Origin of the sequence: Rosistilla oblonga (assembly GCF_007751715.1) — a bacterium.
GTDB lineage: Bacteria > Planctomycetota > Planctomycetia > Pirellulales > Pirellulaceae > Rosistilla > Rosistilla oblonga.
The window spans coordinates 85,681-108,154 of the sequence record NZ_CP036292.1; the positions used below are offsets into that span (position 1 = coordinate 85,681).

General features: G+C 60.5%; 10 protein-coding genes. All 10 read right to left on the minus strand.

The annotated features are described in order from the left end of the window. Positions 1-13 precede the first annotated feature (13 nt). On the minus strand, positions 14-6,046 hold the full coding sequence (locus CA51_RS00320; protein WP_145117171.1) for a type I polyketide synthase: 6,033 nt from the start codon (positions 6,044-6,046) through the stop codon (positions 14-16). Positions 6,047-6,615: 569 nt separating this feature from the next. Then, positions 6,616-7,626 (minus strand): NAD-dependent epimerase, encoded by a 1,011-nt coding sequence (locus CA51_RS00325; protein ID WP_145117172.1) that lies wholly within the window; start codon positions 7,624-7,626, stop codon positions 6,616-6,618. Between the two features lie 143 nt (positions 7,627-7,769). Then, positions 7,770-7,964 (minus strand): hypothetical protein, encoded by a 195-nt coding sequence (locus CA51_RS00330; protein ID WP_145088923.1) that lies wholly within the window; start codon positions 7,962-7,964, stop codon positions 7,770-7,772. Between the two features lie 95 nt (positions 7,965-8,059). Then, positions 8,060-9,919 (minus strand): glutamine--fructose-6-phosphate transaminase (isomerizing), encoded by a 1,860-nt coding sequence (gene glmS / locus CA51_RS00335; RefSeq protein ID WP_145117173.1) that lies wholly within the window; start codon positions 9,917-9,919, stop codon positions 8,060-8,062. A gap of 438 nt (positions 9,920-10,357) precedes the next feature. Beyond that, the gene (locus CA51_RS00340; protein ID WP_145117174.1) at positions 10,358-12,190 is read right to left on the minus strand and encodes an AAA domain-containing protein; all 1,833 of its coding nucleotides are present in this window, start codon (positions 12,188-12,190) and stop codon (positions 10,358-10,360) included. 345 nt (positions 12,191-12,535) lie between these two features. Further along, positions 12,536-13,492 carry a DUF6807 domain-containing protein gene (locus tag CA51_RS00345; protein ID WP_145117175.1) on the minus strand — a complete coding sequence of 319 codons (957 nt, stop codon included), beginning with the start codon at positions 13,490-13,492 and terminating at the stop codon, positions 12,536-12,538. 156 nt (positions 13,493-13,648) lie between these two features. Continuing rightward, complete coding sequence (gene rsfS, locus CA51_RS00350; protein ID WP_231745905.1) at positions 13,649-14,071, minus strand: ribosome silencing factor; 423 nt, start codon at positions 14,069-14,071, stop codon at positions 13,649-13,651. 266 nt (positions 14,072-14,337) lie between these two features. After that, positions 14,338-15,873, minus strand: a complete 1,536-nt coding sequence (locus CA51_RS00355) for a YifB family Mg chelatase-like AAA ATPase (protein ID WP_145088936.1) — start codon at positions 15,871-15,873, stop codon at positions 14,338-14,340. A 129-nt stretch (positions 15,874-16,002) separates the two neighbouring features. Continuing rightward, positions 16,003-16,338 (minus strand): hypothetical protein, encoded by a 336-nt coding sequence (locus tag CA51_RS00360; protein ID WP_231745906.1) that lies wholly within the window; start codon positions 16,336-16,338, stop codon positions 16,003-16,005. An 809-nt stretch (positions 16,339-17,147) separates the two neighbouring features. Beyond that, the gene (locus CA51_RS00365) at positions 17,148-22,463 is read right to left on the minus strand and encodes a non-ribosomal peptide synthetase (RefSeq protein WP_231745907.1); all 5,316 of its coding nucleotides are present in this window, start codon (positions 22,461-22,463) and stop codon (positions 17,148-17,150) included. Between the last annotated feature and the right edge of the window lie 11 nt (positions 22,464-22,474).

The window sequence follows — 22,474 nt, forward strand, 5'->3', positions numbered from 1 at the left end:
GCAGCGGCTGGATCTACGACGTCACTTTTTTTTTTGCGTCGTCGCTGAAGATCGCTTCATCGAGATAGTCGACGATTCCTCGCAGCGTGCGAAGCGTCGTCAACTTCTCCAGTTCCAACGTATCTTCCAGCGATTCGCCGTCGCCAGCGAGCTGCAGGACTTCGGCGAGGTTCCCCAGGATCTCGACCCGTTTGATCGAATCGATTCCGAGATCGCCTTCGAGGTCGGCTTCCATGTCGAGCATGTCGACGGGGTAACCGGTCCGGTCGGCGACCAGTTCCAGCAACGCTTCTTCGGCTTGTTGAATCGACGCGGGAGCCGCTTGGTCGTTGTCGGTCGGCGCGGCGGCGGCGGCTGGTTCGGCAACTGCGGGCGATGGCGCGGCGGGTGTCGGTTCCGGTGCAGCGGCTGGCGCCGGTGCGGGAGCGGGAGCAGCGGCAGCTGGTGGTGCAGCGGCGACTGGCGCGGCGGCAGGGATCGCCGGTGCGGGCTTCGCTGCGTGGCCGTTTTCGCCGTTGTGGCTGATCGCCGCGTAGGTCGGCTGCGGTCGCTGAGCGATCTGCGGTTGAGCGGCTTGAGGGAGCATGCCGTTGTCGGATTCGGGAGCTTCCCCTTGCAAGTACGTGACCATCACATCGCGTTGCGTTTGCAAGAACTGACGCATCAGTTGTTGGTAGCCAAGCATCACGGCTGTTGCTTCGTCATGATACGTGGCGGCGGGTGTTTGAGCCGATCCGTTGGTTTCTTGTGGAAGACGATTCGTAGCGGAGGATGTTAGTTGCATGGTGTTTTGATCAGATGGAACAACGGGAGTTGGAGCTGTCGGTTTTTGCGGCCGCTGTGGCGCGGCAGATGCTGCTGGCGGCAGCGGCTTCGTTTCACGAGGTTTTTGTGTTGGGACTTGTTGTGGTTTTTGCAGCTCCGCTGCGACGGCAATCGGTTTTGCCGTTGCCGCAGCCGCCGATGGTTTGGCGGCGGGTTCCTGTTTCGCAGGTTGGCCGTTTCCTGTGGCGGCCGGCCGAGGTTTGTCGGCGTCGGGATGACGCTGCCCCAGATAATGTTTTTCCGGTTCGTTGATCGGGCGGTTCCGCATCCCGTTGACCATCCATGCGTTCTTAGGATAGTCGGGATGGCCGATCTGTGAATTCAATTTTCGCAGGTCGATGCGTTGCGGAGCACGTGCGGCAAACAGAGCCGAAGGCCGGATGCCGTCGACACCCGCGGTGATCAAGCGGCCCAGCGTGTGAACCAGTTGAGACAACGAATCGCGACCGCGTCGATCGATCGACACGGCGGTGTGCGGTTGGTCTTTCAACGTTTGCCCGACCAGACCGGTCAACGCGCTGCCGGGGCCGACTTCGATAAACGTTCGCACACCGTCGGCGTGCATCGCGGCAACCTGTTGACGGAAGCGAACCGGCGATGCGAGGTGCGTCTTGAGCGTGGCGAGCATCTCTGCCGGAGCGGCCGGATGTTTGGCGGCGGTTGTGTTGCTGTAGACCGTTCGCTGTGGAGCTTTCCATGCAAGCGAATCGAGCTTCTCGGCAAAGGCGGTTCCAGCGGCGGCGACTTGCGGTGAATGGAAGGCACACGAGACGTCCAACTTGACGACTCGCATTCCGGCGGCCGTCAGTTTTTCGATCGCGCTGTCGACCGCTGCGGTCGGACCGGAGATCACGATCTGCTGCGGCGAGTTGTCGTTGGCGATCGTGATCGCTTCGGCCAATCCGGCGGCGGATAGCTCTTTTTGAATCGTGGCTGCGTCGGCGGAAACCGCCGCCATCGCACCGGCAAAACCGCCGTCGGGCTGCGGTTGAGCGGCCGATCGCATCGCGTCGCCACGCGCCGCGGCAAGGCTCAGCAGATCGTCGTACGTCAACGCTTCGGCGGCTGCCACGGCGACTAGTTCGCCAAAGCTGTGACCGCCGACGACATCGGCGCGAATCCCCAACGCATCGATCACCTGCAGCGCGGCCCACGATGTGGCGGCGAGTGCCGGTTGAGCGACCGCTGTGTCGGCCAAGGCCTTGCGGTTGGCATCGCGATCGGCGTCGGTGAACGGCGATGGCGGATAGATCAGTTGAGCAAATCGACTGGCAAAATGTTCGTCGTAGACCGCTGCGGCATGATCGACCGCAGCGTGTGCTGCGGGGAATGCGAGCAGCAGTTCGGCGAGCATGTCGGGATATTGTGCCCCTTGGCCGGGGAACAGCAGCGCGACTTTGCCCGCGGTCTCGGGTTCGATCTCGGCCAGGTAGATGCCGCGCGGATCGGAGATCGCCAACGGCGTCGCTTCACATTTTTTGATAGCGATCGCAAGATGATCGGTCAGCTGGCCCAGGTCTTTGGCAACGATTGCCGCCACGCATTCGGCGGCGGTTGTCTTTTCAAAGGCATCGGCCAGCGAAGCCGCCAGTTCGGGCAGTTCCGGCATCGCGCCGGCGGCAAGCCAGGCCTGGATCCGCGTTAGTTCGGTTCGCAACGCGGCGGGATTCGCCGCTCGCCAGACCAGCAATTCGGCGGGCCAGTGGTCGCGAGCAACCTCGGGCGGATTGGCGAAGTCTTCGGTATATTCTTCCAAGACCAAGTGGACGTTGGTGCCACCAAATCCGAACGCGCTGACTCCGGCGCGACGCGGGTGGTCTTCGCCATTGATCCAGGGACGCGTCTCGGTGTTCAAGTACAGCCCAGTGTTAGGGAAGTCGATCGCGGGGCTGGGCGTTTCGACGAGCGTTGGGGGCAGGGTCTTGGTGTGCAAGGCCATCGCGGCTTTGATCAGACCCGCGACGCCGGCGGCACACTTGCTGTGACCGATCATCGATTTGACGCTGCCGATCGCGACCGATTGGCGGCGGGCTCCCGATTCGTCCAGGACGGTCGCGACCGAAGTCGCTTCGGTCCGATCGCCGACAACGGTTCCGGTTCCATGGGCTTCGACCAAACCGATCGACGATGGTTCGACGCGGGCTTGTTCGTAGGCGCGTCGCAGGGCGCGGATCTGTCCGGTGGCGTTGGGGGCGGTCAGCCCTTTGTCCTTGCCGTCGCTGCTGCTGCCGATGCCGCGAATCACCGCGTAGATCTTGTCGCCGTCGCGCTCGGCATCCGCCAAACGCTTCAGCATCACGATCCCAAGGCCTTCGCTGAGCACGATCCCGTCGGCTTCGGCGTCGAACGGCCGGCAGCGTCCCTGCGGCGAGAGGGCGTGCGTTTTGCTGAAGGCCATAAAGGCGTAAGGCGTTTGCACGGTGTCGGCACCCATCGCAAACGCGACGTCGGTGGTTCCCAGTTGCAATTCGCGGATGCAGGCGTGGACGGCGGCCAGCGACGAGGCGCAAGCGGCGTCCAGAGCGTAGTTCGATCCGCCCAGATTAAACCGATTGGCGACGCGGCCGACGGCGACGTTCATCAAAATCCCGGGGAACGAATCTTCGGTCCATTCGGGCAGATGGTTTTTCACCGCGTCGCAAATCGCTTGTCCTGAGACCGGCAGTTCGGGAGCGGTTTCGATGATCGGCAGCGAGCTGCGGATGCCATACATCACGCCCATCGGGCTGCCACCGCCGCCGATGCCCAGCACCGCACATGCTGTCTCGCGGTTGAACGGTCGGCGATCGTAACCGCCGTCGGACAGCGTTCGCTTCATCGATTCCAGCAGCAACAATTGCAGCGGTTCGATCGACGCGATGCTTCGCGGCGTGATCCCGTATTCGAATGGATTAAAGACTTGGTCGGTCAGGAAGCCGCCCCACTTGCTGACGATCTTGTCGGGAGCTCGCGGGTCGGGATCGTAGAACAACGTCCAGTCCCAGTGCGAATCGCGAGGGACTTCGGTGACGGCGTAGTGTTTGTTAAGGATGTTCTCCCAGTACTGCGCCAGTTCGTTGCCGCCGGGATACATCGCACTCATCCCAACGATCGCGATATCGCAGGGGGGCGGCGCGTCGACCGAATCGGTGAAGCTTGGTTTGGGAGCGACGTTCAAATTCGCCGAGGCTTGTTGCAGTCGTTGCGTTCCGGTTTGGCTGACATCGGCGTGCAGCTGGCCGATCGTCGTCACGCTGTCGCGGAGCGCGGCGACTTGGCCGACCATGTACATTCCGCGTTCGTATTGTTTGTCGCTGGAGACGTTTTCCAGTTTGCTTTTGCCACCATCGCTGGGCGTCGATCGCTCGATTCCCTTGCTGGCGACGCGCAGCCGCCCGATGTTCATCCATTCCAGTTCGCGTGTGATCTCGTCGGCGGTTTTGCCTTCGCCAGCCAGTCGTCGCCGCTCGCGATCGAACAGGTCGCGGTAAGGGGTTCGGATGCAGCGGATCGCGTGGCCGGGACCGGTTTCCAACAGGACGGTGTCGTGGCTGCGGATCGCTTCCTCTTGAAAGCGTGGCACGATCGCGCCCGCTTCGACAGCTTCTTTGGTGAACAGATAGGCCGAACCCATCAGCACGCCAACTTTGGCGCCCAGTTGCGACAGGCGTCCGGCGACCGATGTTGCCATCGCGGCGGAGAGGCCATCGTGGATGCCGCCGGCGAACAGCAGATGCAGCTTGGAGATTTCTCTGGGGTTCTTTTTGGCAAATGCTTCGAGCACGACCAGCAAGCTTTCCCACAACACGAAGCTGCTGCGCGGTCCGACGTGTCCGCCGCACTCGCGGCCTTCGAAGACGAACCGCCGTGCACCGTCGCGGAGGAACATTTCCAGCAGCCCCGGCGAAGGAGCGTGCAGGTAGGTCGGGATGTCGATCGCTTCGAGCTCTTTGGCTTGGTCGGGGCGTCCACCAGCGATCAAGGCAACTGGTGGCCGGTGCTCTCGGATCGCAGCGATCTGTTCGGTGCGGATCTCGGGCGGCAGAAAGCCCAGCAGGCCGGCACCCCAACCGCGATCTCCCAGCTTGGCTCGCGTGGCTGCCAGGATTTTGGAGGCTTCGGGGCCGCGCATCAGAGCCAGCGCGATCAACGGCAGGCCTCCTTCGCTGGCGACCGCTTCGGCAAACTCCGCCGTATCGCTGACTCGCGTCATCGGTCCCTGAACGATTGGCAACCCGATGCCGTGGCTGGCGGCGAGCGGTCCGTCGGCGTCCAACGGATTCACTTCGGCTGCCGCTTGGATGTTCTCGCGCGATTGATCGATGATGGCGGTGACGGTGCCGCGAACGTCGACGCAGCGCTGGGCCAGCCCCGCGGCAAAGGCGAGGTCTTGGCCGGCGATCAAGACGCGCGGGTCATCGTTTGCGGCGACTGCTTGTTCGACGCCGTCGATCCAGGCTTGTGCAAACGATTGGTCGGGGGCGGATTCCTGTTTGGCTAACAGGTTCAGTTCGAGTTCGCGCAGTTGTTGCAGGAGCGCTGCGCTTGGCGGCGCGGCAAATCGGAAGCATCGCCCCAGCGATTCGCCCAGCAAATGAGTCTGGCTGCCATCGTAGGAACGGACCCAGGTGGCGGCTGCGGGGGAGAGTGGCGATGCTTGGGCCAAGAGGACCTGAGAATCGATGACCACGCCGCGGGCGCCGGCCGCTTCGCAAGCGGCTGCGGTGTGTGGGCCGATTCCACCTTGGGCGTAGGCGGGCAGACGCTGGCGACGCGCGTCGTCCAATCGGGCCCAACGCTGCAGCAGCAAGAAGGTGGTTTCGCTGGCGACCCAGCCTCCCGCTTCGTTCCCCTTGAGGATCACGCCATCAAGCGGCAGGCCGATCGCTTCTTGCAGCGCCTCGCTGCGCGTAATCTCGGCTAGCAGGCGGACTTGGTTCCCCAGCCGGTTGCGCAGCGAAGTGACTCGCTGAGCTGTGATTTCACCAGCCAGGATCACTGCATCGAGCTGCGACGCGTGTTGCGCTAGCTGTTCGAGGTGAACCGGTTCGGTGTTTGGACCGATCCGCGCGGCAAAAGGGTTGTTTGTGAAGCGAACCAATCGCTCGATAGAAGCCGCTGTCGAATCGCCGTTGCTGGCGAGGTCGAGAGTGCCGATCGCGCCGGCACGGCAGGCAGCAATGGCGAGGTCGATCGAAGCGAGACGAGGCAGGGTGACGACGAAAATATCGGTCGGGAGCATATCCGTTGGCTCTGTTGGAATCCCAGGTCAATTTAATAGTACCGCGGTCGCATAGGGCTGCGTTCAGGTTAACCTGAAACGCCCCCTCATGTTGGACTACAGCCGAGATAAATAAACCTAGGTTCGAAACGAGCTGGAGAGGCAAATATTCAACAAATTGCCTAGTGTGTCGGGAAGTCTTGCACCCGTGCGGGGGGGGCGGTTTTGGGCGCGGGAAGGATCGATTTTACGTCGCCCAAGCGGGCCGATTTCGCAATTAAATGAGTGCCGAGAGGCGACACTTGGAGCAAGGGCGGATCGGAGGGGGCACCGTAGCGTTAGCAATGCCGTCACAACGCCGCGCGTGGAACGACCTTGTAGAATCAGTCGTCCTTTTTTGCCCGGCGCGGTCGGCAGGCAGCCCTTGGAATTCGCAGTGGGATGGGACCGACGCGGTCCGCTGCCTGAACCCGATGATGAAGATCGTGTGAGAGGTTCAGGGATCGATTGGGCACAGAGGGCGTTGCCGTGTGCCGGAAGGGCATGCGACGCCAGACTGGCGTCGCTGCAGTGCTTGGCGGCGACAGGTATTAGCCGACTTGGTAGTAGTCGCGATACCAATCGACAAAGCGGCTGATGCCGGTTTCGATCGACGTCTTCGGTTGGAATCCGACAGCATCGACGAGGGCTTGCACGTCGGCATAGGTCGCCGGGACGTCGCCCGGTTGCATGTCCATAAAGTTCTTTTCCGCGGTTCGGCCCAGCGCCGTTTCGATCGCGCCGATGAACTGGTTCAATTCCACCGGGTTATTGTTTCCGATGTTGTAGATCCGGTAGGGAGCTTTGCTGGTTCCGGGATCGGGGTTGTCGCTGGACCATTCGGGATTGGGAGCCGCGATCTGGTCGGCTGTTCGAGCGACGCCTTCGACGATGTCATCGATGTAGGTGAAGTCTCGCTGCATCCGACCGTGGTTGAAGACGTCGATCGGGCGGCCTTCGAGGATCGCTTTGGTGAACAGGAACAGTGCCATGTCGGGGCGTCCCCAGGGACCGTAGACGGTGAAGAACCGCAGCCCCGTGGTCGGTAGACCGTAGAGATGGCTGTAGGTGTGAGCCATCAGTTCATTCGACTTTTTGGTAGCCGCATACAGGCTGACCGGATGGTCGACATTGTGATGAACCGAAAACGGCATCTTGGTATTGGCGCCGTAGACGCTGCTGCTGCTGGCATACGTCAGGTGTGGAACTTGTGTGTGCCGGCAACCTTCGAGGATGTTTAGAAAACCGTTGATGTTGCTTTGGATATAAGCCGCTGGATTTTCGATCGAATAGCGAACACCGGCTTGCGCGGCGAGGTTCACGACGCGATCAAACTGATGCGACTGGAACAGTTCCGTCATCGGACCCGTATCTTCCAGGCTGATCTGTTGGAACTCAAAATTGGGATGGCTTTTGAGTTGCGACAGCCGGCTGTTTTTGAGATCGACCGAGTAGTAGTCGTTCAGATTATCGATGCCGACAACGCTGTGATCGCGGGCCAGCAGGTATTGGGAGAGATGGAAACCGATAAAGCCTGCGGCTCCGGTAATCAAATACTTCATGGTCGAATTCATCCGTGGGCTGGCGTGGCCAGCAAATGAGCGGTTCCCGCGGGAGCATTCCGTCTCGCGGGAAGTTTTTTAGATCAGTTGTCCTCTGTTAAACCCCGTCCGCTGCACGCATTACCACGTGCGCTGCGATCGGTTTAGCGAGGTTCTTCGCCGGCCATCTGTGGTTCTTGATTCGGCACAATCCGCGTGACCGATACTTTATTGCGTTGCAATTCGTCGATTTGAGCCGACATGCGTTGGATCAGGTTGGCGATTTCCGAACCAGCGGAATCGCCGATATTAACCATCAGAGCTTTGCGCGAGTTGTAGCTTAAACCATTTGTCTTCATAGGTTTATCTCCTGTTGTGAAGCGGAGCGTTCCGGTCGATCTGCCAGCCGGAAACGCCAATATTAATGAAATGTACTACCTAAAGCTTGCGGAATTCACTCAACCGTAACACTCTTCGCTAAATTGCGTGGTTTATCCACATCGCAACCCCGTGCCAACGCGACGTGATACGACAACAGTTGCAATGGCACGACGCTAACGATCGGTTGTAGGAATTCGGGGACCTCGGGGATCCGGATCACATCTTCGGCGATCTCGGTGATCCGGTTGTCGTCGTGAGATGTGATCGCGATGATCGGTCCGCCGCGGGCGTGAACCTCTTCCATGTTCGACATGACTTTGTCGTAAACCGTACCTCGCGGAATGATGAAGACGCTGGGTGTATGTTCGTCGACCAAAGCGATCGGGCCGTGCTTCATCTCCGCCGCCGGATAACCCTCGGCGTGGATATAGCTGATTTCCTTTAACTTCAACGCGCCTTCGAGCGCGGTTGGGAAGTTGTATTGGCGACCGAGGTACAGGAAGTTGGTTGCCGATTGGTATTTCGCGGCGACTTGGCGGATCTGTTGATCGCAGCTGAGGGCTTCTTGAACCGCGGCGGGGACGCGTTTGATCTCTTCGATCATCTGCTTGCCGGCTTCGAAGCTGAGGTGTCGCAGGCGGCCGAAGTAGAGGGTCAGCAGGGCCAACACGATGCACTGGGATGTATAGGCTTTGGTGCTGGCCACGCCGATCTCGGGGCCAGCGTGCAGGTAGACGCCGCCGTCGGCGTTCTGCGCGATGCTGCTGCCGACGACATTGCACAGGGCCAGCGTGCGGTGACCTTTGCGTTTCATTTCACGCAGCGCCGCCAGCGTATCGGCAGTCTCGCCGCTCTGCGTGATCCCAAACACGATCGTGTCCGATTCCAGCGGAGGATTGCGGTATCGCAGCTCGCTGGCATATTCGACTTCGACAGGAATCCGTGCGAACTCCTCCAGTAGATATTCGCCGACGAGAGCCGAGTGCCAGCTGGTGCCGCAGCCGGTCAGGATGATGCGGTTGACCGAGCGCAGTTGTTGCGGGGTGAGATTCAAACCGCCGAAGATCGCCGTCGCGTTCTCTTCGTCCAAGCGGCCGCGGATCGCATTTTTCAGCGCCTCGGGTTGCTCGTAGATCTCTTTGAGCATGTAGTGGTCGAAGCCTTCGAGGCTGACTTGGTCCTCGCCAACTTCCAATGGTTGCACGTCCAAGCGAACGCGGCCCTGTTCGCGATGCGTGACGGTCATCGAATCGGGAGTCAGCATGGCGATTTGGTGATCGGCCAAGTAGACGATGCGGTCGGTGTGACCGGCCAACGGGGAAGCGTCGCTGGCGACAAAGTGTTCGCCGCGGCCGACGCCGATCACCAGTGGGCTGCCGAAGCGGGCAGCGATCAGCAGTTCGGGTTCGTCTTTGAATAGGATCGCCAATCCGTAGGTACCGCGCAGTTTGGCGACAGCTTGTTGGACGGCGGCCAGATAATGGGCGTAGCGGTCGGTTTCGCTGGGGCTGGAATTCTTCAAACCCTCGGCGATCAAGTGGGCGATGACTTCGCTGTCGGTGTCGGATTGGAAGTGGTAGCCCTTGGCGATCAGTTCCTCTTTCAAGATCTGAAAGTTTTCGATCACGCCGTTGTGAACCAGGGTGACAAGGTTGTCGCCGCCGACGTGTGGGTGGGCGTTCGGTTCGGTCGCCGGTCCGTGGGTGGCCCACCGCGTGTGGCCGATGCCAAGCGTGCCAGCGATTCCGGGTTGTTTTTCCAATGCCGTGGCGAGGTCGGCGATCCGGCCGACGCTGCGGCATTTATAGACCTGCGTCGCGTCGTGCAGAGCGACTCCGGCACTGTCGTAGCCTCGATATTCCAGCCGCCGCAAACCGCTCATCAAAAAATCGAGCGAGTCTCGTTTACCGACATATCCAACGATTCCGCACATCCAACCATCTCCTTCGCGCCGCCCAGGGCCATTGCAACACCGATCCTGTTCGTAGGCGGGCAGCCTAACAATCGCGGCGGTTTGCTTGCCAGACCAATGTTTAGCACAGCCGGAATAAGTTGCCTAGCCTGTCTATATCTATGTTGCAGATGCCCCGGTAGAGCGGGAATTTCGCAAATTCAGCGGGAAAAAACAGAGGCTGCGGCGGAGGAACTGTAGCGATTCGCTCCTCTTGCCCACCGGCCCTTTGGCTCGCAGAGCCGAGGGTGAGCGGAGAGTTGCAGTTGTTTTTTGCAGATTCTCGCTCCCTCGCAGGGTGTTTCGAGGAGAGATGTGTTTTTTGCGAATCTTCTTCGCGCCTAGCGACCCTTTTGAGCAAAGGGGGATGGGGAGAGGGGATCCGCAGGATCGAGCGCTGCCAGGAATCGGGCCGAAACGCTACATCTCTTCCCAGACGCTGTGGTAGCCGCCGATCGCTTCGACGTATTCAAGAAACTCCGTATAAAACGGGTTTACGCCCAACGTGGCGCTGTCGCCGACGACGATCAATTTGCGGCGGGCTCGGGTCAGGGCGACGTTCATCCGCCGCTTATCAGCCAGAAAACCGATCTCGCCGATCGCGTTGGATCGGACCAATGAGATCAGGATCGCTTCTTTTTCGCGGCCCTGAAAACCATCGACCGTGTCGATTTCGATCCGCGGATGCTGGCACCGCTGTCGCAGCAGGCGGACCTGAGCCGCGTAGGGTGCGATGATCCCGATATCCTCCGCCGCGACGCCCGCTTCTCGCAGTTCGTGCGCCTTTCGCAGAACCAGAATCGCCTCTTGCGGATTCCGTTTGCTCAGCCCATCGGGTTCGAGCTCCTCGTCCCAACCGGCGCCGGCAGAATCGTAGTAGGTGACCGGTTGATCGGTCTCGGGCAGCAGGTCGATCGATTCGAGATCGCTCAATCGGTGCGAAGCGACGCTCGGGTCGGCGACTAATGATCCGTCATAAAACTGCTGCGAAGCAAAGTTCATGACGTGGTTGTGCATTCGGTACTGAACGTTTAACTGCCGCGTGATCGCGTCGCCGTAATGTTCGACCAGCCGCTGCATCATGCTGATCGCAAACCCTTCATCGGCCGCTTCGACCGACAGCACCGTCGGCGGCAACTGGCAGTGGTCCCCGGCCAGAACGATCCGATCGGCGCGGGTGACAACGGGCCAGTTGCCCGGTTCGGTGCTCTGACACGCTTCGTCGACCACGGCGAGATCAAACGTCCGGTCTCCCAAGATCTGGCCATCAAACGTCGTCGTCGCACAGACGATGTCGGCGCGATCGATCACGTTCTGGATCACTTGCCGTTCCATCAACCGAGCGTCGTCGCGCAACCGGCAGGCCTCGCGTCGCAGCGATTGTTTGTGTCCCTTGTCCGGCTTGGCTCGCGTGTAGCGGCCCAGTTGTCGGAACAGGTCTTCCGATTCACGCATCATCTCGCTGACGACTCGCATCGCCGGATCGTTGGCCGCTTGGCCGTCGAGCGTATGCAGTTGCAGGTCTTGATTGACGCGAGCCGGGTGTCCCAGCCGGACCACTTTGGAACCGGCTTGGACCAGTCGCGTCACCAGGTTGTCGACCGCTGTATTGCTGGGGGCACAAGCCAACACGGTGTCGCCGCGACCGACGGCGTAACGAATCATCTCGACCACGGTTGTCGTCTTGCCGGTTCCCGGCGGGCCGTGGATGATCGCCACGTCGCGAGCGCTCAAGGCGAACCGGATCGCTTCTTGTTGCGACTGGTTCAGTCGGCTGGAGATCAAGATCTCGGGCAGCTTGCCAAACGCCGGCTCCCGTTCGCCCAGCAGCACGTCGCGCAGCTGAGCCAAGCGGCCGCGGCTGGTCCGGACCGTCGCCAACGCTTGGTGCTGGCGGACCCGCGTGACTTCGTCGGGAGACATGTCGATGCGATAGACGTCGCCGTCGGGCCATTGGTCCAGGGCGACTTGGATCGATTCGTTGTTGCGGCGGCTGACAACGCCCGGCATGCTGTCGATCGAGTGATCGTCTTGGGCGGCGACGATCACCGGCGAACCGACTTTGAAGCGATTCCAGGGGAGTGGAAGATTGCGATTTCGCTTGACGAAGCTCAGCAGATAACGTCCGCCGAGCCCGGTGTCATGATCGCTGACGACCAGATCCAACAGCGTTTCGCCGTACGATTCGGCTTGCTTGCCACTGGCCCGTTGGCGGCGTTCGTCCATCCGCAGCCGCTCGGCGACCGATTCCATCTTGAGCCATTCGGCGAGCTGATCGAAGTGCTTTTCGCTGTCGTTGTTAATCGTGTTGTTCCAAAATTTACGGACGCGCTGGCATCGGGGGCGATGCCAGAAATGATAGAGCGTCGCAGAGTCCGTGGCGAGCCGTCACGGATCACCCGGTGCCACAAGAGATGGCGTGTTGCGTTGCAGGTGCGGGCAGGCGACGAGAGTTCGTCCAGGAGAACATGCCGACACGCTTGGGCAATCTGCTCCGACGCGTCGGCGCTTTTGCCACTTGTTGGGTGCTCGAATCAAAACCACAGCGGCGAAGTGCCGCCGCTGTGCAGTGGGCTTCGGGCGAGCAGTTTCGGGAACTTAAGGGCCCGCGATCTCGGTAGCCGAAAACGCTTCGAACTGCTTCGCGATCTCAGCTTCTTCGGTCGTTCCGTCGTGCAAGATCACGCGATATCGCAGTTGGATCGTTTCGCCCGGTGCCAAGCGGAAGCCGTCGGTCTTCTCTTTGTCGCCGACAAAATGATAGTGACCGAAGGGATTGGCAGCAAACAGGCCATAGTTTCGCACGTGCCAGCGGCAGGGGAAATTGAAGCTCGACGGATGGTTCAGGATCGCGATGCCACGCGTCTTGCCTTCAACTGGTCCGAAGTAGTCGCACCATTTGGCTTTGGTTCCCCAGGCTTCGACGTTCTTTTCGCCGTTGCTGTTCAGGATTGTTCCGCCCGTCTTGGCGTCGACTTTCATCGTCCCCGCGGTGCGGATTCCGAACGAACCCTCTTTGGTGTCGCCGAAGTGAACTTCGCCAGCCGAAGCGATCAAGGTGAAATCGCAATCGACCCAACGCATCGTATCATCGCCACCAAAGATGAACCGGCGGCGGTCCGACAGGATCTTCTTCCCCTCGGGGCTCATCCAGTCGTTAGCCGTCGCGATCACGGCCTGCTTGCCACCCTTGGCTTCCAGAATTTCTTTCTGCTCGATGACGCCGTGCCCCTCGGTCTCGGCCCAGAAGTCGATGTCGTTGACTTCGCCGTGGGTGAACCACAGCGAGCGATGGTGGATGTGATCGCTGCGTTCGTCGGAAGAAGCGTCGCGCATCGGGTAACCGCGAGTCATCTCGACGTCGCCCGGTCCGTACAGCGGCCAGATGATCGGCTTGGCTCCGCTGCGGAACAGGTAGGTGGCTACGGGCGAATCGCCCTGTTTGATCTCGATCGACTTATCGGTTTTGCGAACCGAAAAATCTTCGCCGCTGACTGGTGAGACGGCGGCGGTGCTGAGGCAGGTCAGGGCAATCAAAAGGGACAGGTATCGCATGCAGAACTCTCGGGGAATGTCAGGCGGTGAAGTGACAGCGATCGTTTGCGATTGTCGGTAGCTCGACGATCGACCGCTAGGTTGGTAGCTGCCGATTATAGCAGAACGGTCGCTGTTGCACGCAAAAACTTCCGCGTCCCAATCCCCTCGGCTGGATCAGTCCTCTTGCAGGCCCAGCGTCTTCAGATCGACAGGTTTGCCGTCGGCCCACAGCGATTCGAGATCGTAATAGCCGCGAGTCTCTTGATCGAACAGATGGACGACGATCGTGCCGTAATCGAGCACGATCCAGCGGCTCTCTTGGTAGCCTTCGATCCCCATCCGCTTGTCGTTGAGCGATTTTTCCAGCACATCGTCGATCTCTTCGCTGATCGCGTGCAGCTGCCGCCGGCTGGTTCCGGTCGCCAGGACAAAATAGTCGAAGAGGACCGTTTGGTCGGAAACATCGATCACCATCACGTCGCTACCACGATTTTCGATCGCTACGCGAGCTGCCGCGGTCGCCAGTTCCAGGCTCCGCTGCTTGCCCGAAACGGGTGGATGCGTCTGTGAATCTTCGTTTTGTGCTTGTTCGCTCACCAAATCGTCTTGTGTGGTTAAGGTTCTCTTGGAAGGTGGACGATGTCGCCACCTAATCAGATTCTAACCGATTGCCCTGCCATGTCACCGGTGGCATTCCCTACAGAGCCCAGATTCCCCGAGGTGGTTCGCGCAGGCAATCGAGGGAGAAAAGGGCCGCAAACCGGGCTGAAGAGGTTATCGAGTCGCAATTGTCTCCGGCGCAAACGACACGAAACTGCTGTGGGAGCGACCCGCAAGGCGCTGTCGAAGCCCAGGATTCTACGTTACGACCAGATATCGCGGTCCAGTAGCCGGTAATTGACAGCTTCTTGCAGGTGAACTTGTTGGATCGTTTCGGCGCCGTCGAGGTCGGCGATCGTTCGGGCGACTCTCAAGATCTTGTCGTGGGCTCGAGCCGACAAGCCCATCTCTTCGACGCTGTCGCGCAACAGATTGCGACTGGCTTTGTCGAGTTCGCAGAATTCGCGGACCTCGCGACTGGTCATGTCCGCGTTGCAACGCGTCGTGCGATCGCGAAACCGTTCGGCTTGGGCGGTTCTGCCGGCCAACACCTCCTCGCGCATCGCGGCGCTGCTGGTCCCAGCGGCGCGACCGGAGAGTTCATCAAATGGGACCGCGGGAACTTCGATGTGGATGTCGATCCGATCCAACAGCGGCCCGGAGATGCGCCCCATGTAGCGTTCGATCTGGGGCGGAGTGCAATTGCATTGGCGACGCGTGTCGCCGCGATAGCCACAAGGACACGGGTTTGCAGCCGCGATTAACATGAAGTTGCACGGGAACGTGCTGGTTCGCAGCGCTCGCGAGATCGTCACGATCCCATCTTCCAAAGGTTGCCGCATCACCTCCAACGTCTTGCGGTTGAACTCTGGCAATTCATCGAGAAACAGCACCCCGTTGTGGCTCTTCGAAATCTCCCCCGGCGCCGGAGGACTTCCACCGCCTACCAACCCCGGTTCGCTGATCGTATGGTGAGGGCTGCGGAACGGCCGCGTGGCCATCAGCGGTTGGCCAGCTCGAAGTTGCCCCAAGACGCTATAAATGCGAGTCGTTTCGATCGACTCGGCGGCTGTCAAACGAGGCAGTATCGTCGGCAACCGCTTGGCCAACATCGTCTTTCCGCTGCCGGGCGGACCGATCATAAGTAAGTTATGTTTGCCAGTGGCAGCTAGCGTTAACGCCCGCTTGGCGACCTCTTGGCCGCGGACGTCGCAGAAGTCGATTTCGTAGGTGCTGAACTCATCGAACAGTTGTTCCAGCCGACTGGGAGCCGGTTCGATATCCAACGATCCCGACAGAAACCCGACGGCGGCAATCAGGCTGTCGACCGGGATGACTTCGATGTCTTCGACCACCGCCGCTTCGGCCGCACTTTCGGCGGGGACGATGATCCCTTTCATCCCTTCCGCCGCGGCAGCGATCGCCATCGAGAGCGCTCCTTTGACGGGACGCGTGTAACCTTCGAGAGCCAGTTCGCCGACGATCGCGTAATCGTCCAGCCGATCGGATTGGAACTGGCCGCTGCCGATCAGCACGCCGATCGAGATCGGCAAGTCGAACGAAGGGGCTTGTTTGGGGAGGTCGCCGGGAGCGAGGTTGATAACAACACGATCTTGCGGGCGAGTGAAGCCGCTGTTGACGATCGCCCGTTCCACCCGATGAGTGCTCTCTTTGACAGCGGTCTCGGGCAGGCCAACCAGAATCGTTTTGGGGAGTGCCGCGGCAGACAGGTCGACTTCGACGTCGACCGGCAAAGCATCGATCCCCAGCAGCGTAAACGTTTTTAGTTTGGCAAGCATGCCGTTTAACATAACGCTGATTGGTGCCGCGGGGAAGCATTTTTGAGCTTCGAAACCCCGCGGTTCGCTTTTGTGCTGCGAAAGGGCAAACAATTCGCAGTATCGGAGCAGGGAACGGCGGTCGGCCGATCAGTGTTCGTGGATCGTCGTAAATCCGAGCTTCTTCAGCCACGCTTCCCACTGGTGGGCGGTGTCGTGATCTTTGACTGTCAATTGCTTCCACTTGGGGCAGCGGTATTTGACGTCTTTGTGATTGCCGTGGTCGCTGACTTCCATCTCGACCTTCAGCGTTTTAAAGGCTTTGATCAGTTTTTCGGCATCGTCGTTGTTTCTGGTGTGTTTGTTCTTCCATTCCAACAACTGATACTTCACTACTTCTTTGGTTTCGGCACCTGCAGGTTCTGCCGGGGCCGTTGCCGCGAAGCTCAAACAAATCGTGGCGGCCAACAGGAGTCGCATCATCATAGGTCACTCTCCAGGGTGGTTTGGATTTCTTGACGGTTGCATCGGCGCCCCCCAGTCGAGGGTGCGGGAGATCCGATCGGTCGCCATCGAACAAGCGTCGCACGCTTGCGTTCAGTTTTCGGTAGCGGGCGAGGATTCTAGCCAACAATCGACCGCCACGACAACCGAGCTTCAAAACGCCTGCCTTGGCTATCCACTGCATTACAGGCTTTCGGGTCGATGCTTCCTGCTGGACCAATCCGGGGTGGGGTAAGTGGTGTTCAAGCGAATCGACAGCCGGTTTCCCCCAATCCCAGTGTGAGCCAAAGAGTGCGAACTACGGGCGTTTACAGGGATTCTGTGGAAAGTCCTTGATGATCATTGTCGAACATGCATTGACGCACGCGGCTGCCCCTCCCCGAACCTCGCTTCGCTGGTTCGACCCTCCCCCGCAAACTTCGTTTGGGGCGGGTGGAGTTATGTGTGACTTCACCCGCTAGGCGAAGCCAGGGAGGGTCGGAAAACAAGCGTTTAGCGAGTTTTCCGGGGATGGCGTTCCACTGGTGTGAGAGGTAGTGAATGCTTCGCAGACTCCTCCCCCCGAACCTTGCTTCGCTGGTTCGACCCTCCCGTGCAAACTTCGTTTGGGGCGGGTGTAGTTATGTGTGACTTCACCCGCCCGGCGAAGCCAGGGAGGGTCGGAAAACAAGCGTTTAGCGACGTTTCCCGGGGAGGGCCTTCCACTGGGGCGAGCATCACGAAACTGTTCTGCCTGGAACCTCGCGGCACTGGTTCGCCCGTTTGCACGGTCCTGGACCGTGCTCGGCGATTTAAGAAACGAGTGCCTGTTCGGTCTGCTGCATGATCGTCTCCAGCGATTTTGCTAGCACTTCCACCGCCGGGGGCTGCAGCATGTGAGCGTGGTCGCCCGGGACCTGGACGTTCCGCACTTCGGTGACATGCGACTGCCACCCCAGAGCGGTGTCGTCGAACAGGTTTCCGGTCCGCGCTTGTTCGGCGGGGCGGATCAGGGTCAACGGACCATCAAACTTTGGTGCCCGATACGTGTGGACCGCTTTGACATTTGCTTGGAAGACTTGGTAGACGTTTTGGCCGTAATCGGAGGCTTCGTCCGGCACGATCCCCGCCTGAGCGGCTTGGCTGGTGAAGTAGGCCAGCTGTTCGGCTGGCGACTTTTTCCGCAACTCTTCCAACGAGAAATGAGCTTCGGCGCCGGGGAACAGAGCCATGATCAGCGGCAGGAAGTCCTCTTCGCTGAGCGTCGAGTTGTCGTCCATCAGCCCCGAATCGATCAGCCCCAGCATCCCGACCTCGCGTCCCATCGCCTTCAATTGACAAGCGACTTCATACGCGATGTTCCCTCCCAGCGACCATCCGGTGACGTGCAACATTCCCTCGGGGCATTGCTGCTGGATCGCTTTCGCGTAATGCGCGGCCATCTCCTCCACCGTCTCTTGCGGCGGGTGGCTGCCGTCGACGCCGACCGCCTGCAGTCCATAGACCGGGCGGTCCTGCGACAGGCTGCGGGCCAGTTCCAGGTAGCAGAAGACGGTTCCGCCAGCCGGATGGATGCAGAACAAAGGGACGCCGGAGTCGCTGGTTCGCAGCGGGACCAGCGACGATGCGGTCATGGCTGATTCGGGCCGGCCGAGGATCGATGCCAGATGCGCGACCGTGGGGTCTTGGAAAAGAGCGGCCAGCGGGATCGCATGCCCGGCCAGGCGTTCGATCTCGGACATCATCCGGACCGCCAACATGCTGTGTCCGCCCAGTTCGAAGAAGTTGTCGACGCGGCCGATCGGACGAACATCCAACAGATCTTCCCAGATCCCCGCGATCAATCGCTCCTCGTCAGTCGCCGGTGGTTCAAACCCCGCGGCTCCTTCCGGGCGTCCCGCCGGGGCGGGCAAGCGGTCTTTGTCCAGCTTGCCGTTGATCGTCCGCGGGATCTCGTTTAACGTAACCACTGACGACGGGATCATGTATTGCGGCAGCCGATCCTTCAACGCATCGCGTACCTGTTTGGCAAACTGTTGTTGCGTCCGACTGGCCAACGGGTTGCTGGCGAATTGCCCAAGCCCCTCCAGCCCGACCAGCGTACCTGGCATCACAGGAGCCACCGCCGTTACCGATTCCGCCACATCAACGACCGCGTCGATCGTGACGTCGAAGGCAGCGGGATCGTCCACGTTCCAGGAGAGATTGACCGACCTGTCGAGATCGGTCGCAAGTTTCCAGAATGTTTGCGGATGTTGGGTCGGGATCTCGCCGACCGATTGCTTCAGTTCGCCAACGCTTCGGTCCTCGACGAACCTGGCCAGTTTGTTCTGGATCGCGACGTCGCGGGCGACCCGCGAGTTCGGAACACCTTGTAACACAAAAGCCTGATCTGGCGATTGAGCCAACTGTTGAGCAAACGATTCGAAATCGAAGTCGTCCGTGAATTCGATCCGCTGTCGATCCTCGGCCGGCGTCGGTCGATCGAACTCCAGCACTACGTCGTACCGGAACCAACTGAGTTCATTTTCGGCGGTGGCATCTTTCAACTGAACCGTGACGCCGGTCAAGTTTTCGATTCGCGACTTGAGCGCGGCGAACAACCGTGGGTCGACCAACAGTTCCTCTTCGTGTTGGATCCGCGCTGCAACGCGGTCTCGCAGCGACTTGATCGACAGCGCGTCGGGAGCCTGTTGCAGTTCGATCGCCGTCGCCATCGTCGACTGCAAACGGTAGTTCCGCAGATCGCCCAGGAACATCCGTCCGCCGGGAGCCAGCAGACGCGAGGCCTGTTGGATGACGCGAGCCAGGTAGTCGACGCTGGGGAAATATTGGACGACCGAGTTGAGCACGATCAGATCGAAGCGGCGATCGGCCAGGTTTTCCAAATCGTCGGCCGGCTGATGGAACAATTCGACTTTGCCCGCCAATTCGGGGCGGTTCTTCAGCGCTTGCCGCACGTTTTCCAACGACGGAGCCAACAGATCGGTTCCGACGTACGAATCGCATTGGCCAGCGATCCGCAACAGAATCAGCCCCGTTCCGCAGCCGATCTCCAGCACGTTTTGCGGATGCAAATCTTCGATCCGCCGCGCCGCCGCATCGGCCCACTCGACCATCTCATCGCCCGGGATCGGTTGCCCCGTAAACGTGCTGATCCAACCGGTGATGTTGAACTCGGGGTTCAGCACCGGTGGCGCGACGCGGTGCGCGTTGGTGAACAGATCGCTCCAGCTGTCGACATGCGCGTGCTCGAGCGACTGCGCCGCGGAATCCTGTCTGGCGGCCGACTCGGGCACAACGTAAGCGACCAGCTGTCCCGAATCAGCTTCGCCTCGCAGCACCACCGCCGCTTGGCGAACTTGTGGCAAACGCTCCAGCGCCGCCGCGATCTCTCCCGGTTCGATCCGGAAACCACGCAGACTGATCTGATCGTCGACGCGGCCAAGGAACTGCACCACGCCGTCGGGCAACCAACGCCCCAGGTCGCCGGTCCGATACATCCGCGCCGTCGGATCATCGACAAACGGATCGGGAACGTAGACCTTGGCTGTCAGTTCGGGTTGGTTCAAGTAGCCGCGACCGACGCCTCGGCCGCCGATGTAGATCTCTCCCGGCATCCCGATCGGCACCGGCTGGGCTTGCGGATCGAGAACATACATCCGCATGTTCCGCATCGGGCCACCGATCGGCGGCCGATCGTCGCTGCACGGATCGGGGATCAGCATCATCGACACGCCAACTGTCGCTTCGGTCGGTCCGTAGCCGTTGAACATCCATCGGCCCGGCACCCAACGCCGCGCCAATTCGCCGGTCAATTTGTCCCCCGCGGAGGCAACGATCTTCAAATTCGGAAGCTGATCGCTGTGCAGCATCGACAGCAGGGCAGGGGGAAACTTTGCCACGGTGACCTGTTCGTCTTGCAGCATCGCGGTCAACAGACGCGGATCGCGAATCGTATCGGCGTCGGCGATCACCAACGTCGCGCCGCTGATCAGCGTTAGCAGGATCTCCGAAATCGCACCGTCGAAGCTTGGCGAAAAGCCATGCATCACGCGATCGCTGTCGGTCACTCCCATCCGCTCGATCTGAGCGAGGATGAAGTTGACGATCGTGCGATGTTCGATCTGCACCCCTTTGGAAACGCCCGTCGATCCGGAGGTGAAGATGATGTAGGCGCGGCTGGTCGCGGTGGCGCGTCCGGCCAGGTTCGCTTCTGTAGCGGCGGAGGCTGCGGATTCCAGCAGGCCAGCCGGCGTGGAGCATCGGATCCCGGCAAACGTTAGCTCCGAACAGAGGTCTTCGTCGGCAATCGTCAGCGTCGCCGCGACGTCGCCAACGACCGACGCGACCCGCGCGAAGGGGACTGCGGGATCGATCGGAACGTAGGTCCCACCGGCTTTGAAAATGGCAAACATCGATGCGACCGCGTCGATCGATCGGGGCAACGCCACGACAACGGGCGCTTCGTCGCCGACGCCTCGGGCGACCAATGTCGACGCCAACGCGTTGGCTCGCTGGTTCAATTCGCCAAACGTGATCGAATCTCCCTGGGCCCGAATCGCAACCGCGTCGGGATCGGTCGCCGCGCGGAGATCGAAGTGTTTGTGCACCGTATGCGGCGGAGCGAACTCCACGACGGGAGGATTAAAATCATCGATCACGCACCGCCGCTGCTGGGGCGAGACCGCCGGCAACAGATCGATGCCACAATCGGGATCGGCGACCGCAGCGGTCAACAGGACGGTAAAGCTGTCGATCAGTCGAGCGATCGTCTCGGGGCGGAACAACCGCGTGCGGTATTCGACGTGACCGATCAACCGCTGCGTCTCCTCCCACAGAAAGAAGGTCAGGTCGTATTTGGCCGTTCCGTTGTCGATCGGGATCGGCTGGATCGTCGTCTGGCCGTGGTTGAAGTCGCGGGGCAGATTCTGCATCACCAAAGCGGATTGGAAGATCGGCGAATAGCTGCGATCGCGTCGCGGAGCAAATTCTTCGACCATCCGCTCGAACGGCAGATCGGCGTGATCGTAGCCGCCCAAGGTGACCTGCCGGACATGATCCAGCAGCTCCCGGAACGTCGGGTTGCCAGCGGTCTTTATCCGCAGCGGCAGCGTGCCGACGAAGAACCCGATCAACGCTTCGAGCTCCGGTTCGGTGCGGTTGGCCACCGCGGTTCCCAGCACGACGTCGCTCTGCCGCGCGAACCGCGACAGCAGTGTTGCTTGAGCTGCTAACAAAACCATGTACGGGGTGCACTGCATCGACTGGGCCAACGCGTTGATCTGCAGCGTCAACGCCTGCGGCAGTTCCAACGGCAGCGTGGCCCCATCAAAATCTTGCGTCGCCGGCCGCGGAAAATCGGTCGGGAAGTCGAGGGCCATCGGAGCGCCGGCCAGCTGAGTTCGCCAGTATTCCAACTGTTGCTCCATCCGCGATTCCGACATCGCCGATTGCTGCCAATAGGCAAAGTCGGAGTACTGGATCGGCAGCGGTGGCAGGATCGATGCGTCGTCGATCGGCCGCGAGGGATCGGATTGGAAGGCGGCGTAGAAGGCCGCGATCTCCTTCAACATCACGATCATCGACCAGCCGTCGGAGACGATGTGATGCATCACCAACAGCACGACATGTTCTTCCTCAGCGATCCGGTAGACGATCGCGCGGAACAGCGGCCCGGTCTCGATATCGAACGACTCTCGGCTCTCCAGCGTCAGTTGCCGCGGAAGGTCTTCGAAATCGTCGACGAACCGCGGCGCGATTGCTAGCGTTTCGGCGACCCGCCGCTCCGGCTGGCCATCGACCAAGTGGTAGGTCGACCGTAGCGTTTCGTGGCGATCGACAATCGCCTGGATCGAACGCGTGAAGGCCTGCCGATCCAGCGGTCCCGTGATCCGCGCGGCCAGCGGCATGTTGTAAAACGGATCGTCCGGCTCCAGTCGATCGACGAACCACAACCGCTGTTCGGCTTGAGAGAGCAGCTGCGGCGCATCGGCGGGGCGCCGCGGGATCTTGGTCGTCGGAGCAGTTTGCGCCGGGCGACGCCGCGATTTTTCGAGCAGCATCTGTTCCAGGAGCGCACGTTTCTCGGGGCTCAGCTGCCGCAAGCGGTCTTGAAAATCGGGCATGACTAATTCAG

Excerpts from the sequence above, each read along its gene's own strand:
- CA51_RS00320 (WP_145117171.1), bottom strand. The coding sequence starts at position 6,046 with ATGCTCCCGACCGATATTTTCGTCGTCACCCTGCCTCGTCTCGCTTCG.
- CA51_RS00325 (WP_145117172.1), bottom strand. The coding sequence starts at position 7,626 with ATGAAGTATTTGATTACCGGAGCCGCAGGCTTTATCGGTTTCCATCTC.
- CA51_RS00330 (WP_145088923.1), bottom strand. The coding sequence starts at position 7,964 with ATGAAGACAAATGGTTTAAGCTACAACTCGCGCAAAGCTCTGATGGTT.
- glmS (WP_145117173.1), bottom strand. The coding sequence starts at position 9,919 with ATGTGCGGAATCGTTGGATATGTCGGTAAACGAGACTCGCTCGATTTT.
- CA51_RS00340 (WP_145117174.1), bottom strand. The coding sequence starts at position 12,190 with ATGGAATCGGTCGCCGAGCGGCTGCGGATGGACGAACGCCGCCAACGG.
- CA51_RS00345 (WP_145117175.1), bottom strand. The coding sequence starts at position 13,492 with ATGCGATACCTGTCCCTTTTGATTGCCCTGACCTGCCTCAGCACCGCC.
- CA51_RS00355 (WP_145088936.1), bottom strand. The coding sequence starts at position 15,873 with ATGCTTGCCAAACTAAAAACGTTTACGCTGCTGGGGATCGATGCTTTG.
- CA51_RS00360 (WP_231745906.1), bottom strand. The coding sequence starts at position 16,338 with ATGATGATGCGACTCCTGTTGGCCGCCACGATTTGTTTGAGCTTCGCG.
- CA51_RS00365 (WP_231745907.1), bottom strand. The coding sequence starts at position 22,463 with ATGCCCGATTTTCAAGACCGCTTGCGGCAGCTGAGCCCCGAGAAACGT.